Genomic DNA, 15,198 nt, shown 5'->3' with positions numbered 1-15,198 from the left:
CCCGGCCAGCAACATGCTGAATTGCTCGCTTGGCGTCGCGTAGTCGAGCGTCTTTCGAGGACGGCTATGTTGATTTGCATTGAGATCTGCCCCGGGTAGGGCCTGAGTTTTCGCTGAGATTTGACCCGTGTCTGTTCACATCCCTTGCCGAATGGTTGGGGTTATTGGAGTGATCGACATGGAGTTGTTGAGTGTGATCCGCCGTTGGCGTCACAGGGATCAGATTTCGATCCGAGACATTGAGAGGCGGACGGGGTTGTCGCGGAACACGATCCGCAAATACCTGCGTTCGGACGCGGTCGAAGTCAGGTTCAAGGTGCCGGAGCGCCCGAGCCGGCTGGACCCGTTCGCAGACAAGCTGTCGGGATGGCTGGCGGTGGAGGCAGGCAAAGGGCGCAAGTCGCGCCGGACCGCTCGCCGGTTGCACGCGGACCTCGTCGTGCTGGGTTATGACGGCTCCTACGCACGGGTTGCCGCTTTTGCCCGGCATTGGCGAGCGGAGCGCATGGTCGCGCAGCGCACTACCGGGCGCGGAGTGTTCGTGCCGCTGGTTTTCTCTCCGGGAGATGCTTTCCAGTTCGACTGGAGCGAGGACTGGGCAACGATCGCCGGCAAACGGGTCAAGCTGCAGGCCGCGCACACCAAGCTCGCGCATAGCCGGGCCTTCGTGGTCAGGGCCTACAGGCTACAGACGCACGAGATGCTGTTCGACGCCCTGGCCGAGGCGTTCCGGGTGCTGGGCGGGGTTCCGCGCCGGGGCATCTTCGACAACATGCGAACCGCCGTGGACCGGATCGGGGTGGGCAAGGCGCGGCAGGTCAACGCACGCTTTGCCGCCATGGCCAGCCATTACCTGTTCGAGCCCACGTTCTGCAGCCCAGCCTCGGGCTGGGAGAAAGGTCAGGTCGAGAAAAACGTACAGGATGCGCGGCGGCAGCTCTGGCAGGCCGTGCCGTCCTTTGCCGACCTGCCAGAACTCAACGCGTGGCTCGAGACGCGCTGCATCGAGCGCTGGGGCGAGCTCGTGCACGGGGTGCTGCCGGGCAGCGTCGCTGACGTTCACGCCGAGGAGCGGGCGAGCCTGATGCCGGTGGGCCGGGCGTTCGATGGCTTTGTCGAGCACCCCAAACGGGTGTCGCCGACCTGCCTGCTGCATTTCGAGGCCAACCGCTACAGCGTGCCCGCCTCGTTTGCCAACCGGCCGGTCAGCCTGCGGGTCTATCCCGATCGCCTGATCGTGGTAGCCGAGGGGCAGGTCTTATGCGAGCACGTCCGCATCGTCGAACGCTCGCACGATGTCCCCCGCCGCACCGTCTACGACTGGCGGCATTACCTGGCGGTGATCCAGCGCAAGCCGGGGGCTCTGCGCAATGGCGCGCCCTTTGCCGAAATGCCGGAAGCGTTTCGCACACTCCAGACCGCACTGCTGCGGCGGCCAGGGGGCGATCGGGAGATGGTGGACGTCCTTGCCCTGGTACTGCAACACGATGAGCAGGCGGTGTTGTGCGCGGTGGAACTGGCTCTCGAGGACGGTGTCGCCACTAAGACCCATGTCCTCAACATCCTCCACCGCCTGACGGACGGCCATGGCGCAACTGCCGCCATCAACGCACCGCAGGCTCTCGTGCTGCGACAGGAGCCCAAGGCCGATATCGAGCGCTACGACGCGCTGCGGGACCGGGAGCTGCGCCATGCGTCATGATCCCGCCAGCGCCGCCCTCGTGGTCATGCTGCGCGGGCTCAAGATGTTCGGCATGGCTCAGGCGGTGGGAGAACTGGCCGAGCAAGGCGGCCCTGCGTTCGAGGCGGCCGTCCCCACCATGTCGCAGCTGCTTAAGGCCGAGATGGCCGAGCGCGAGGTACGCTCCATCGCCTATCACACCAAGGCAGCACGGTTTCCGGCCTACAAGGACCTGGCCAGCTTCGACTTCGCCGCCAGCGAGGTCAACGAGGCCACGGTGAGGCAACTGCACCGAGGCGAGTTCACCGACCGGGCCGACAACGTCGTGCTCATCGGCGGGCCCGGCACCGGAAAGAGCCACCTCGCCACGGCACTGGGCGTCCAGGCCATCGAACAAAGCCGCAAGAAGGTCAGGTTCTTTTCCACCGTGGACCTGGTCAACACGCTGGAACAGGAGAAAGCCGCCAACAAGGCCGGACACCTCGCCGACCATCTGATCCGTCTCGACCTCGTCATCCTGGACGAACTTGGCTACCTGCCGTTCAGTTCGTCGGGCGGCGCGCTGTTATTTCACCTGCTCAGCAAGCTCTACGAGCAGACCAGCGTCGTCATTACCACCAACCTGAGCTTTAGCGAGTGGGGCCAGGTGTTCGGCGATACCAAGATGACGACCGCGCTGCTCGACCGGCTCACCCACCACTGCCACATCCTGGAAACCGGGAACGACAGCTTCAGGTTCAGAAGCAGTTCGACCGAACCCAAAACCAGGAGAACCAAAACATCGGCTTGACCCGCACCAGCAGTGCGACAGAAATACCCTTGGCCGGGTCACTTCTCAATGAAAACGCCGGGTCAGCTCTCAGTGAAAATTAACAACGGCTATTCAGGCTGTCGGCAACGATGTCGAGATCGTCCTGATCCAAGCCCGACAGAGCCGTGCCTTTCGGGAAATACTGGCGCAGCAGACCATTGGTGTTTTCGTTGGAGCCACGCTGCCAAGGTGAGTGAGGGTCGGCGAAGAAGATCCTCATGCCAGTGCTCAGCGCCACGCTTTCGTGCTGTGCCATTTCCTTGCCTTGGTCGTAGGTCAGCGTCTTGCGCAAAGATGCGGGAATGGCATTCAGCGCGCCGGAGAAAGCGCTCGCCACCACATCGGACTTGCGCGTAGGCATGTGCACCAGCACCACAAAGCGGCTTGTCCGCTCGACCAACGTGCCGATGGCACTCGCTCCGCCGGTGCCCAGAATAAGATCGCCTTCCCAATGGCCCGGGACCAGCCGGCCCTCGATTTCCTCAGGTCGTTCCTTGATGTTGGTCATGTTGCAAAGTTTGCCGCGGCGTTCGCTGCCCTTTGGCTTGCGGCCGCGCATTGGCTTGTCCTGTCGCAAATACGAGATCAGCTCACGGCGTAGTTCACCGCGCGGCAAGGCGTAAATCGCCGTGTAGATTGCCTCGTGCGATACCGACAGACCAGGTGGCTGCTCCGTTCCCGCCTCCATCCGCTTACGCCTGCCCGATATCTGCTCGGGGGACCAACCCAGACGCAAAAGCCCCGCCACACGGCCGAACAGCTCACCATCATGCGCCAGAACAGGCCTGCGTCCAGTCAGGCGACGATCTGCCTCGGCCTGCGTCGCCGCAGCCTGCGCCCGGTAGGAGGTCGCGCCGCCATGCCGATTGATCTCGTCCGAAATCATGCCCGCAGAGCGATCCAAGTCGCGTGCAATCGCCCGCACGCCCCAGCTATCACAAAGGCGAACCTCGATCATCGATCGATCAAACACCGTTAGCTTACGTCGTTGCCCTGCCATCCCACCACCCTACACCCGTTGGCCCGGCGTGGGTGTTCGCTCCGGAACTTGAATCCGCCATGCTTAATGAGGACCCATGAACCTCTCCATTCGGTTGTCATGCGCCGCTGGATATGGACGAGGGACTATATTAGGATCGGTGGAAATCCCAACATAAGGCCTATCGCCTTCAAAATGCCTAAATCAATCGCCTAATCATGGAGACCCCAACCCAACATCCGATCCTGCTACTGTTTTTAGCTACGTTATTGGCCGCGGTCGGCTTGATAAAGCCGAAGTTTGCTCCGCACTGGCCTGCGTGGTTTCATGCACTTACTCGCGTAGTGATCTTCATCTTGCTGACAGTGCTCATACAAAAGGTTGTCGGCTCACCTCTCCGTCCGCATTTTGCCACAACAAACTCCGGAGAGCGGCTGTGGGGACAGTTAGTTGAAACCTCTTGGTGGTTGCTTGGAGCACGCGGATCTATCGGAATCATACGACTCGTCATTATTTTAGAGGACAAGCCTCAAGAGTCGCAGATCGTATCGGATCTGCTCGCGGGTGCCATATACATCGCAACCTTGCTGGCGATTGTTGATTTCGCCTTTGCTGTTCCCATAGGCGGTCTCCTTGCGACATCTGGTGTCATCGCGATCGTGCTGGGCCTGGCTTTACAGAACACGTTGTCAGACGTGTTTTCTGGCATCGCGGTCGGCCTAGAACGTCCATATCGTCCTGGGGACTTGTTATGGGTTGAAGGCCCTATCGAGGGTCATGTTACGCATGTAACGTGGCGCTCGACACATATTGCCACGAGCCAGAACAACATCGCAGTGGTCCCGAATAGCGTTATCGCGAAAGCCCGTCTTGTAAACCGAAGTCTTCCAACCGGCACGCGGACTGACTCTATTGAACTTCGATTAGATGCAAATGCGTTACCCGAGCATTGCCTCACCGTACTTGAGGCGGCGACATTGGCATGTCGGCTTCCACTCGCCGCGCCGACAGTTCAACTTGCTGCCTTGCAGGGTGATGGTAGCGTGTTCGAAGTTAGCTTTGCCGTCCTGAGCAGTGCGGCATTGAGCGCCGCTCGAACCGAACTATTTATGCAAATTCATCGTCATTTGCGACATGCGGGTATTAACATGGCAGTTGCTGGTGTTGCCAAGTTGGCCGTGCTTGAGCCCCCCAGTCTAAAGGCGATATTAAAGCAGTCAACTCTCTTTGGAGTGATTGACACCGACCAGCGAGATATGCTTGCAGACCGATTTACCACCGTGACGCTACCTGCCGAAACAACACTGATCCAACTCGGAGGATTTCCGGAAGTCTGCTTCATCATCGCGTGTGGAACTGCTGAGATAACCGTCGAGGATCCGAGCGGGCCTCGTGTTGTATATCGCATGAGTCCGGGAGAAGCCTTAGGAGCGATCGCACTCGTCACTGGTTCACCGTATGCTGTGACGGCAAAAGCACTCACGCCATTAAAGGTCTATCGACTCGACACAACTGCCGTCGCTGCCGCGATCAAACGCAATCCAGAACTGTCTCATGCCCTAGAGGCGTTGGCTCAGCACGGTATGGCGACGCAGGTACACGACGCCGCGGTGCACCCGGATCTGAAATCGGATCATCCTGAAATGTTTCTCTCTCGCCTGCGGACATTCCTCCGGGTCAGTCAGGACTAGTTTCCATGCCCAGCCGCCCGCTGGCCGGGAACCCAAGACTCGATTGGGCAGGGCCGTTAGGATCTACGTGGACAAGTCACTCGGTAACGGAAGAGCCTCGATGGAATACCTTGGCTCTGCTTCAAGTCACCGACCCGCATTCGACGTTATCCGATCAGAGGTACTCTCGCCCAGGTTCGAGTAAGCAGCGTATTCCGGTCCAAGAGACTCAGAGTTATCAAACCGACCGGCTTCCCCATTCGATAAGCCAATCCTTAGGCCAGGCGCATGCGAGAAACTTCGAGTTGTCAACCATACGGATGTCTCGTTGAAGGTCAAACCGGCATGTAGGAGAACAGTCTTATCGGCTCTCAAGTGTCATAGAAATTGGAAGTTACGTCTCTAGCGTAGCTGATCTAGGCGCCACGCCCAGTCTTTGAAGGAACGTCAAATGGCATATCAGTCCCATAATCCATATACAGAGGCAGTGTTAAAGACGTTCGAAGACCACAGTGACCAGGATATGGACTCCATTCTTCGCCTTTCTTACAGGACCTTTCGTGACGACTGGCGCTTTCGAAGCTACGCAGACCGGGCAACCATTCTCGGCAGAGCCGCAACGTTGCTGGATGAACGGCGTACGGACTTTGCACATTTAGCCACACTCGAGATGGGTAAGCTTCGTCGAGAGGCCGAAAGTGAGGTCGATCTTTGCGTGCGTATCCTGTCCTATTACGCAACGAACGCCGAAGCGATGCTTGCTTCGAAAGTGATACCGGTTGAGTCCGGCCAGGCCTACGTGGAGACGGCTCCCATTGGGGTGATTTTTTGTATCGAGCCTTGGAACTTTCCTTTCTATCAGCTCGCGCGTGTCGCTGGACCCAATCTGATGGCCGGTAACGTTCTTGTTGTAAAGCATGCACCGAACGTACCACAATGCGCCCTTGCATTTGAAAAGTTGTTCCTAGACGCGGGGGCTCCCGCAGGTGTTTATGCAAATGTTTTCATCTCGAATGAACAGTCTGCTATCGCCATTGCGGACCGGCGCGTAGCAGGCGTTGCACTGACTGGAAGTGAACGAGCTGGCTCGGCAGTTGCCGCGGAGGCTGGAAAGGCTCTCAAAAAGAGCACGATGGAGTTGGGGGGAAGTGATGCCTTCATCGTACTCGACGATGCCGACATTGACCTTGCTGTAAAACTTGGCATGAAAGGAAGGATCGAGAATGCCGGTCAGGTCTGTAATGCAGCGAAACGGTTTATAATCCAGGAGTCGATTGCCGACAGTTTCACTGAGCGTTTTATGGAGGAGTTCACCAAGCTAATTCCGGGTGACCCCAGTCAGGATGGGACGAGTTTGGCACCAATGTGCAGCGGTGCTGCGCTTAGCCTAGCACTCAAACAGATTGATGAGGCTGTAGCGGCGGGTGCACGGGTCCTGATTGGCGGGAAGCGCATCCCCCGAAGTGGTTATTTCCTTGAGCCAACTCTCTTAGCGGACGTTACGCCGCAAAACCCGGCCTTTTATCAGGAGTTCTTCGCTCCGGTAGCTATGCTTTTCCGCGTTCAGGATGAGAGTGAGGCGATTAGGTTTGCCAACGACTCATTATATGGTCTTGGAGGAACAATTATTTCCGCCAACGTCGGGCGTGCGAAACGGATGGCAAGCCTCATCGAGACGGGTATGGTGTGTATCAACGAAACGGGTTCATCGGCTCCAGAACTGCCCTTTGGAGGGGTGAAAAACTCAGGCTTTGGCCGCGAGTTATCTGACCTTGGAATCAATGAGTTTGTAAATAAGAAGCTGGTCAAGGTGGCTGCTCCGGCTGGATAGAATTAATCTCTCTCGAATGCGAGATGCGCTATGGCTTCCTGTGCTTGTCCTACCCTTTACCTACAGCATGCGTCCGCTCGTACTGACGGTCGTACGCATGCTTAACTGCGAGCGTGGGTAGGATCGGTCTACTTTGAATTAGCTGCTTTTTTAAGGATTCGACGAAGGAATGGATTCACGGCGCTAATCTGTAAATTCCCTTCGTCAAAACGGTCGGAACTGCGTCGTGAGGAATGGATGCGAGATCCACATATTCTTCCACTCCGCGTATGGAGTGCTGCCGGTGATTCAGGATTCTCGGCCATCTTAAGAAAGGCGCCTGACCGGTGACGGGGTCGGTAACACCAATCGTGACGAGCAGAGCCACAAGACAGTCGAATAGAAATGTTGAGTGTACTCCCAAAATAGGCTCAACCTTGAGTATTAATGAAATCCAGCCAGACCTCTGTTATCCATAGGGGTTATATCAGAACCATCCGTTTTTGATTTCAGTCGATATCACAAGCGAGGATATTGCGTAGCTCCAGGATTGCCGGTCCTGCGCCTACAACCCAAGTTCCCGCTGCAGCGGCATGGACCCAATCTCATGAAATATCTCATTATCTATGCCCATCCCGAACCGAGTTCGCTGTCGGGCTACCTAAAGTCCAGGGCTGTTGAGGCACTCTTGGCGGCGGGGCATGAGGTGATTGTATCAGACCTTTATGAGATGCGTTGGAAAGCCGTGGCCGACAGGAACGATTTCCCCGAGGGCGCGGATACAGATGGTCCACTCAACTACAGCCGGCGGTCGGGAGAAGCCTTTGCGACCGGCACCCAATCTCCCGATGTCATGGAGGAACAACGTAAGCTCCTGTGGGCTGACAACGTTGTCGTACAGTTCCCGATCTGGTGGTATGGCATGCCCGCCATCTTAAAAGGCTGGGTGGACCGGGTGTACGCGTACGGCTTCGCATACGGGATCGGGCCACACGGCGGTCCTCAATGGGGCAAGCGCTTTGGCGAAGGCGTTATGTCGGGTCGACGGGCGATGATCGCCATGACAGTCGGTGGTCGGATGGCCCATTACGGTCCACGTGGGGTCAATGGTGCCATGGACGACCTGCTCTGGCCCATCCAGCATGGTGTCCTATTCTACCCAGGCTTCACAATCGTGCCGCCGACCGTGTTCTACGAGGTCGGGTGCGCGAAGGCGGCAGCGATCGAAAATATGACTGTCCACTATATTGATCGTCTGCTGACCATTGCCAATACCGATCCCGTTCCACTCCGGTGGCAGAACGGGGGAGACTATAACGACGTCCAGGTGTTGAAGCCCGAATTCGGCGGGGGGCAGGCCGGTCATGCCCTCCATCAGCGCGAACCGGCATTTATCTCGAATACCTGGTTAGGCATTGAGGGCGACTATACACCCCAGCACCTCTCGCCAACCTCACGGACCGGCATCACCGAGGCGGATTTAGGCAGTCTTCCGACTGCTACGCCAAATGAGAGATAGCGGTCATGACACTGATCACAACTCTTGGACATGTGCGGAGCCACTCCGGTCAGGCCCGAGTGGCCAGCGCGGTGGGCAACCAGTGGGCAGTAGCGCTGATCAAGGGGCCCTGCCCAGATACCGCTGCAGCCATAAGGCACATGGCATGAGGCATTCGCAGACCGCATTGCCGATTTGACGCGACGATGAGCGATCAGCAGCTGCTCCCACGCGGGCTAATTCCTGTAGATGATACCGCGCGCTTGCCACCCGTGGAGTCCCCTCCGTCAACCGCAAACGCGCCTACGGCCGAAGGGTGGCTGTGGGCTTTGCTCCGGATAGCCCTGATAGCCGCGGCGGCGGGTGGCGCATGGTTCATCGCCAACAATTGGGATCGCTGGACCGGCGCAAGTCGCCTTCAGCGTACGGACGATGCTTATCTGGTTGGCGATCTCACCCCCCTGTCAGCCAAGGTGGCCGGATACTTAGCCAAGGTGGAGGTTCAGGATTTTGCGACGGTCAGCCGAGGCCAGATCTTGGCTGAGATAGAGCCTTCGGATTACCGCGCGGCCTTGGCTCAAGCCCAGGCTACGGCGGAAGCCGCGGCGGCCATCCTGGCCAACATCGCGAACCAGAAGGTGGTCCAGCGCGCGCTGATTCGCCAAGCTGGCGCCGCAATCGTCGCGACTTCCGCCGACGTCATTCGATCCCACCTGGAAGCCGTTCGCCAGAAGTCCCTGTTGACCAGTGGCCTTGCAGGAACACTTCAGGTTGTGGAGCGTGCGGAAGCAGATGAGAAGCGCTTTGCTGCACAGATGCTTTCAAATGTAGCTTTGCTCGATCAACAGAAGGCAATCCTCGACAGCCTAGACATCCAGCAGAGACAGCTCGCGGCTCAATGCGACGCCGCGGAGGCGCAGGTAACTTTAGCAGAGAACAACCTCAGCTATACGCAGATCCGTTCACCAGTCGACGGCATGGCCGGACAGCGCCAGGTGCGTCCCGGCCAGTTCATAAACGTGGGGAGCCAGATCGTCACGGTCATGCCGCTTCCAAAGATCTGGGTGATTGCAAATTACAAAGAAACCCAAATGACGCACATCCGGGCCGGCCAATCTGCGCACATCACGGTCGACGCCTTTCCAGATCTGCTGCTTACAGGCCATGTAGCCTCCTGGTCGCCAGGGACTGGCAGCACATTTGCGCTCCTTGCACCAGATAATGCCACCGGCAATTTCACCAAGGTTGTGCAGCGGATGCCTGTGAAAATCGTGCTTGATGCGGTGCCGGCGCTCGGCACACTGGTTCGCCCAGGCATGTCCGTCGAGGCTGAGATCGATACAGCGGATCGACAAGGTGCCATGCGGGCCGCGAACACGGGCGCACCGCTAGGCAGGGCACATCAGCGATGACGTGGCCTGATCGTCCGGTAAGCGCCACCGGCGTCGCGTTGCAGGGATCTTCCCAGCCGCATCCTCCCCAGCTTCGCGTAAGTAGCTGGCGCCCGTACATTGGCATTGTAGGCGTGCTGCTCGGTTCGGTCATGGGAACTCTGGGCTCACGGACGACGAGCTTTGGATTGGCTGACCTGAGAGGCGGCCTTCACGCTGGCTTCGACGATGGCGCTTGGATCACCACGACCTTCGGGGTCGGACAAATGCTTGTGGGTGTGGCATCGCCCTATCTTGGCGCGGTATTCGGCGCTCGCCGTGTGCTCTTGACCGGCATCGTGATGTTTTTCTTTGCGTCCCTTCTCGCCCCTCTCGCTACCAATTTTTCGGGATTTCTTGCCTTACTTGCCATCGCTGGTCTCGGTTCGGGAACCTTCATCCCTCTAACCATTAGTTTTGTCATTCGTAGTCTCCCGGCCAAGCTCGTGATCTACGGCGTCGCCGCCTATGCGATGAACTCGGAATTGTCTCAGAACGTCGCAGCTTCGCTCGAAGGTTGGTATGCCGATCATTGGTCGTGGCATTGGATCTATTGGCAATACTGTTTGGCACTGCCGCTTATGTTCGCTGCGATCTGGTATGGCGTACCCAGGGAGACCACAAATCTGAGACTTTTGAGGGACTTTGACTGGGCTGGCCTCAGCTATGCCAGTATAGGTTTTGCCATGTTATATGCCGGCCTCGACCAGGGTAATCGCCTGGACTGGACATCCAGCGGCCTGGTGGTTGGCCTGCTCGTTGGTGGCGGCTTGCTCGCTGCGGCGTTCGTATTGCGGGAGGTCTCGGCGCCGAGACCATTCCTGAACCTGCGCCTGTTGTTACACGGAAATTTAGTCCTGATGATGTTGGCACTTGTAGCGGTCCGCTTTATCATCCTGTCGACGGCCTATATCATCCCGACATATCTGCAGGCGGTTCAGAACTTTCGCGAACTTCAAGTTGGACAGGTTCTCCTTTGGATTGCCTTGCCGCAGTTTGTCATTGTAGTCCCCTTGGCGATGTTGCTGCGCCGCATGGATGGGCGATACGTGCTCGCATTTGGCATCCTTCTGGTGGGTATCGCCTCTTTGATGACAGCTCAAATCACATCAGTGTGGACTACGGAGGACTTCCTGCCGTCTCAAATCCTTCAGGCGATAGGGCAATCTTGTGCGCTTACTGCCCTCACTATTCTTGTGGTGCGCGGTAGCTTACCGATAGAAGCACTTTCTATAGGTTGCCTGCTGCAGATAAGCCGCTTGTTCGGGGGTGAGATCGGCACGACTTTTATGCAGACATTTGTCAGAACGCGTGAGCAGTTCCATTCGAATACAATCGGCCAACACGTAACCAGCGGCACAGGTTTCACGATGGATAGGCTAGCATCTTATGCCAACTCAACTGGCACGCACGCCGCTGACGCCGGACTCTCAAGCATGCAGGCCTACAAGCTCCTGGCGGCAGCCATTGCAAGCCAAGCCAATGTTTTGGCTTATCGGGACGGCTTTTTAGCCGCTACGATCGGCGCCGGGTTCTGCTTGCTATTGGTCGCACTGATGCGACGTGGAGGGCCTTCCCCATTCTGATGACAGCATATTCATTGGTTCGGTCGTCGAGCCGAACATCGCTATGAAGGACGATATACCTGACTCTGCTATCCAGCGGCGTTGGATCTCGCGGGGCGAGTTTTTAAACGGATTTAATCAGCAGTTCCCGATTCAACGGTGTACTTCATTGCTTCTACGGCCGCCTGGAAACGCTTGCTAATTCGTTCGCGCTGCACGACTTGTTCATCAGTATACATAGCTGCCTGATTGTAGGTGATCGTATAGGTAAGCCTGCAAGCGGCGTCTCCAATCGAAGAGAGCGCTACGCAGCCGTGGTAAAAGTAAGGGCTCATTGGTCCCTCCGTCTGGAGGTAGGTATAAGAAGTATCACTGGCGCCTACCATCAACTCGAGGATTGCATCACCAACCCGTCGTATGCTCCCAATACGACCGTCACCCTTCACTATCCGAGTCATAACATTAAGGAAGTTCCCGGCGTCAGCAAAGCCTCCCACCCGAAACCAAGTCTCAGTGATCGGCTTAGTGATTCCGACAGCGCATTCGATCAAAACAAGATCAAACTCATTCGGTGGGGTGGCTGCTTGCACCATTGTTGAGTCCTTAGTGACCGGATTGGTGCGAATCCGAATAAACGATCCAGATCGTGACATTAGAGCGCATGTGGTATCTGCTGCAATCAAACATCGATGGTCTTGGTATAACCAATATGGATAACAGACGGCTCGATCTAAATCTCTTGCTGGCCCTGGACGCGCTCCTCGCTGAACAGAATGTCACGCGCGCGGCGCGACGTCTCAACCTTAGCCAACCAGCTCTTAGCGCACAGCTGACACGATTGCGTATGCTTCTCGGCGATCAGCTTATGATTCCCACATCCCGCGGGGTTCTTCCAACCGCCATGGCCCTTGAACTGCAGGCTCCTCTACGGGCAATTTTGAATCAGGCGCGAGACCTTGTAAACCGCGCTCAGCCTTTCGACCCAGCCATCGCCAAGATCACCCTTTCCGTCGCGGCAAGTGATTACATGCAAGTCGCCGTGTTGTTGCCGTTTCTTGTCAAGCTCAACGCGACGGCTCCAGGACTCCGCATCGCTATTAGGTTGCTAGATCCGTTAGCTGTGGCATCGCAATTAGAGCGGGGCGAAATCGATGTCGCGTTCGTACAAACAGCAACGGTGGAAGCGCCGTCGCTCCGCAGTATCGATGTCTTGAGCGACGAATATGTGGGCATCGCACGACGTGGCAGCATCAAGCGCGGCAAGATGGCAATGTCGCCGTTCCTAGCCGCTCGCCACATCATCGTCTCGCCTACTGGCAAAGGATTTATCGGCCCGACAGACATCGCCCTTGCGGCTACGGGCTCAAGCCGGAATGTCGCCTTTGCGGTCGCATCCTTTGTTTTTCTTATCGAAGCCGTATCGCGATGCGAACTCATTGCTCTGGCCCCCAAGCGACTTACAGAGCGCTACATGAATGACATTGATACTTTTGAGCCGCCGGTCAGAGTGCCCGGCTTTTCTATCGCCATGCTTTGGCATGATCGGACCAACGATCACCCAGGCAGGCAGTGGCTCCGCCGAGAAATTAAAGCATTTTGTGCATTGCTATGATCTCAAAAGGCGTCAGGTCGCTTGAACGGACGGTGATAAGGTATTTCCCCCTTTCCGATCCATGGCCATGCGAAAGCCTTCATAGCCTTGGCTGCCCGCCTTCTCGAATTGGTTAGGTAAGTTCGTCATCCACCAGATGGATAACTGCCCCACAGTATTCGGATTTCGTGAAAGACGATAGAGGCTCTATTTTTAGGTCTCCAGTAGCATTGTCATAGTCGAGGATTCGTTCTGTGCAGCACGACTGAGTTAAGTGACAGAACGTTCATAAACTTCATTTTCTTATGGCGTTTGAGTCCTATTGAACTTCGAAGTTCAAGAAAACGGGTAGCGATTGTAGGTTGCATCGTTTCCGTGTCAGGCATCTTGGGTTTTCAATCACCTTGGCATAGGGATGATACCGGTCACGTCTCTGACCGACGTCTATCCATCTTGAACGGAAGATCCAAGAGGACGCGCCATAGTCCGCTTTTAATTGGCAACCTCTCCTCCAGTCATGAGAAGATTCCAGTATGACATCGTCTGAAACTACATCCGCCAAAGCAAAGGCCCCCACGTCACGAGTTCTGTTTCTGGTAAGCAGCGCCGAGATCGGCTTCTGGCTTGCGGAACTAACCCACCCGTTTTGGCACCTTACCGAAAGGGGTGCATCGATTGATCTTGCAAGCCCAAAAGGAGGCAAGATTGTTCCTGACCGAACAAGCGATCCCTACGCCGAGGGTAGCTGGGAAGCGGACGATTTAGTCAGCCGTGGTTTCCTTGGCCAGGAGGTGCTGAAAGCCCGCTTGGGTGGGACCCTCGCAATCAAGGACGTGAACCCGGACGATTATGATGCCGTCCATGTAGTGGGAGGTGGTGGCGCAGCCGTCGACCTTTATCCGAATAGCGATGTCGCACGTGTGCTTGAACGATTCTTTGCATTGGGAAAGATTGTCGGCACAATTTGTCATGGTTCCATTGCATTGGCGAATGTCCCAAAGCGGGTCGCGGGCAGACGTGCTACGGGTTTTTCCCGGGTTGAGGATGCGCAGGTCGAGGATTTGTATGGCGCCGACTTCATCCCGAACTTCCCTCAACCGGTGATGGAAGCCGCCGGTATCGTATTCAGCTGCGTTGAGCCATGGGGCGTCCACGTGGTCATCGATAAAATGTTGATCACAGGCCAGAACCAGCAATCGGCGTCTGAATATGCAATCGCGTTCAACCACCTACTCGCGGGGAGTAGCCCCGTTGTGCACGATAGGGAATGACCTGAAGCTCGCCTATCTCGAGCAGATCCCGACCGAACCAGTTCGAGGCCCTTGCCCAGCTCGAGTGTGATCTGACCCAAGGTGTTGGCTGAGTTGAAGGCCAGCAGAGATGGCACGGATCTTATTTGATGACCTGCGTAGCCGCGTCATTGCGGGAGTGGAGGCCGGCGCGTCGCGACGTTCCGCGGCCGTGCGCTTCGGGATTGGCCAGGTAGGGCATACAGATGTTAGGCTTGGTTTAGTGCGCAGCCTGACCTGATCCCAGGCGACTGGTGTTCGTCGATGAAACCCGGGCCAACACCAAGATGACCGGGCTACGCGGGCTGGCACCGCGTGGTCAACACTGCCGGGCGGTCGTGCCGCATGGACAGTCCTTGCTATCAATCTTGATGCGTCTTCGGCAATGCAAGCTTTGTCGCCGTGCCCTCCACGACGACAGGGGCTAGTCCTTGGCAGCCACACCCGCCAGGGTAGTTGGCCGCAGTCGGCGTTTCACTCTCATCGCGGACGAATGAGCGGCAGCTTATCTCCAAAGCAGAAGCTCATAACCAACCTAGGACCGACATGAGGGTCGCTTCAAACCATGCAGCAGGGCGCCCTCCTCTATTCCTTTTCGACAATCGACCTTTCACTACAGCCTCTCCGCCAGCGCCATTTCGTCCGCCGGCGAGCAGGGCCGGCTCAAAGCCGGCCAGCAGTGGGAGCATCTGCACCTACTCGACGACGGTCCACCTTGCCCTGGACAAGCAACGACCGGTTAGGTATCCCCGATATCTGATGTCCTAGACATCTAATGTGTTTTGCGACATCCCAAACCTTCGCTTCGTCCCGCCGGCTTATATATCGCCCGACTGCAAGGTTAGAGAACCCATTCTATCTCTCAATATAGCCT

The 15,198-nt window shown here is 57.0% G+C and carries 10 protein-coding genes and 1 pseudogene; 9 read left to right on the top strand and 2 right to left on the bottom strand.

The window, feature by feature from the left end; all coding sequences use genetic code 11:
- The first annotated feature begins 178 nt into the window (after nt 1-178).
- Nucleotides 179-1,702, top strand: coding sequence for an IS21 family transposase (istA, locus tag HN018_RS24595; protein WP_171837289.1), 1,524 nt, complete (start codon nt 179-181; stop codon nt 1,700-1,702).
- Nucleotides 1,692-2,471: an IS21-like element helper ATPase IstB gene (gene istB / locus HN018_RS24590; protein ID WP_171837288.1), complete on the top strand. Its 780-nt coding sequence runs from the start codon at nt 1,692-1,694 to the stop codon at nt 2,469-2,471. Before istA ends, istB begins: the two co-directional genes overlap by 11 nt.
- 79 nt (nt 2,472-2,550) lie before the next feature.
- Here the strand turns inward: istB and HN018_RS24585 are convergent, their stop codons facing one another.
- Nucleotides 2,551-3,450, bottom strand: coding sequence for an IS30 family transposase (locus tag HN018_RS24585; RefSeq protein ID WP_172443566.1), 900 nt, complete (start codon nt 3,448-3,450; stop codon nt 2,551-2,553).
- 239 nt (nt 3,451-3,689) lie between these two features.
- Between HN018_RS24585 and HN018_RS24580 the strand changes: the two genes are divergently transcribed.
- The 5 genes and pseudogenes from HN018_RS24580 (at nt 3,690) to HN018_RS24560 (ending at nt 11,465) form a co-directional block, all read left to right on the top strand.
- Nucleotides 3,690-5,162: a mechanosensitive ion channel family protein gene (locus HN018_RS24580; RefSeq protein WP_171837782.1), complete on the top strand. Its 1,473-nt coding sequence runs from the start codon at nt 3,690-3,692 to the stop codon at nt 5,160-5,162.
- A gap of 430 nt (nt 5,163-5,592) precedes the next feature.
- The gene (locus HN018_RS24575) at nt 5,593-6,972 is read left to right on the top strand and encodes an NAD-dependent succinate-semialdehyde dehydrogenase (protein ID WP_171837783.1); all 1,380 of its coding nucleotides are present in this window, start codon (nt 5,593-5,595) and stop codon (nt 6,970-6,972) included.
- A 586-nt stretch (nt 6,973-7,558) separates the two neighbouring features.
- Nucleotides 7,559-8,332, top strand: a pseudogene (locus tag HN018_RS24570) (NAD(P)H-dependent oxidoreductase); the annotation flags it as partial.
- Between the two features lie 323 nt (nt 8,333-8,655).
- The gene (locus tag HN018_RS24565; RefSeq protein WP_171837785.1) at nt 8,656-9,861 is read left to right on the top strand and encodes an HlyD family secretion protein; all 1,206 of its coding nucleotides are present in this window, start codon (nt 8,656-8,658) and stop codon (nt 9,859-9,861) included.
- 113 nt (nt 9,862-9,974) lie between these two features.
- The gene (locus HN018_RS24560; protein WP_239479437.1) at nt 9,975-11,465 is read left to right on the top strand and encodes an MFS transporter; all 1,491 of its coding nucleotides are present in this window, start codon (nt 9,975-9,977) and stop codon (nt 11,463-11,465) included.
- A 113-nt stretch (nt 11,466-11,578) separates the two neighbouring features.
- Here the strand turns inward: HN018_RS24560 and HN018_RS24555 are convergent, their stop codons facing one another.
- Complete coding sequence (locus HN018_RS24555; RefSeq protein WP_171837787.1) at nt 11,579-12,037, bottom strand: SRPBCC family protein; 459 nt, start codon at nt 12,035-12,037, stop codon at nt 11,579-11,581.
- A 53-nt stretch (nt 12,038-12,090) separates the two neighbouring features.
- Between HN018_RS24555 and HN018_RS24550 the strand changes: the two genes are divergently transcribed.
- Both HN018_RS24550 and HN018_RS24545 read left to right on the top strand, forming a co-directional pair.
- Entirely contained in the window at nt 12,091-13,056 is a 966-nt protein-coding gene (locus HN018_RS24550; protein ID WP_239479436.1) for a LysR family transcriptional regulator, read from the top strand.
- A 512-nt stretch (nt 13,057-13,568) separates the two neighbouring features.
- Nucleotides 13,569-14,306: a type 1 glutamine amidotransferase domain-containing protein gene (locus tag HN018_RS24545; RefSeq protein ID WP_171837788.1), complete on the top strand. Its 738-nt coding sequence runs from the start codon at nt 13,569-13,571 to the stop codon at nt 14,304-14,306.
- Nucleotides 14,307-15,198 lie beyond the last annotated feature (892 nt).

The organism is Lichenicola cladoniae, from assembly GCF_013201075.1.
GTDB classification, from domain to species: domain Bacteria; phylum Pseudomonadota; class Alphaproteobacteria; order Acetobacterales; family Acetobacteraceae; genus Lichenicola; species Lichenicola cladoniae.
This window is presented reverse-complemented; position numbering and strand designations above follow the sequence as displayed.

Excerpts from the sequence above, each read along its gene's own strand:
- istA (WP_171837289.1), top strand. The coding sequence starts at position 179 with ATGGAGTTGTTGAGTGTGATCCGCCGTTGGCGTCACAGGGATCAGATT.
- istB (WP_171837288.1), top strand. The coding sequence starts at position 1,692 with ATGCGTCATGATCCCGCCAGCGCCGCCCTCGTGGTCATGCTGCGCGGG.
- HN018_RS24585 (WP_172443566.1), bottom strand. The coding sequence starts at position 3,450 with ATGATCGAGGTTCGCCTTTGTGATAGCTGGGGCGTGCGGGCGATTGCA.
- HN018_RS24580 (WP_171837782.1), top strand. The coding sequence starts at position 3,690 with ATGGAGACCCCAACCCAACATCCGATCCTGCTACTGTTTTTAGCTACG.
- HN018_RS24575 (WP_171837783.1), top strand. The coding sequence starts at position 5,593 with ATGGCATATCAGTCCCATAATCCATATACAGAGGCAGTGTTAAAGACG.
- HN018_RS24565 (WP_171837785.1), top strand. The coding sequence starts at position 8,656 with ATGAGCGATCAGCAGCTGCTCCCACGCGGGCTAATTCCTGTAGATGAT.
- HN018_RS24555 (WP_171837787.1), bottom strand. The coding sequence starts at position 12,037 with ATGGTGCAAGCAGCCACCCCACCGAATGAGTTTGATCTTGTTTTGATC.
- HN018_RS24545 (WP_171837788.1), top strand. The coding sequence starts at position 13,569 with ATGACATCGTCTGAAACTACATCCGCCAAAGCAAAGGCCCCCACGTCA.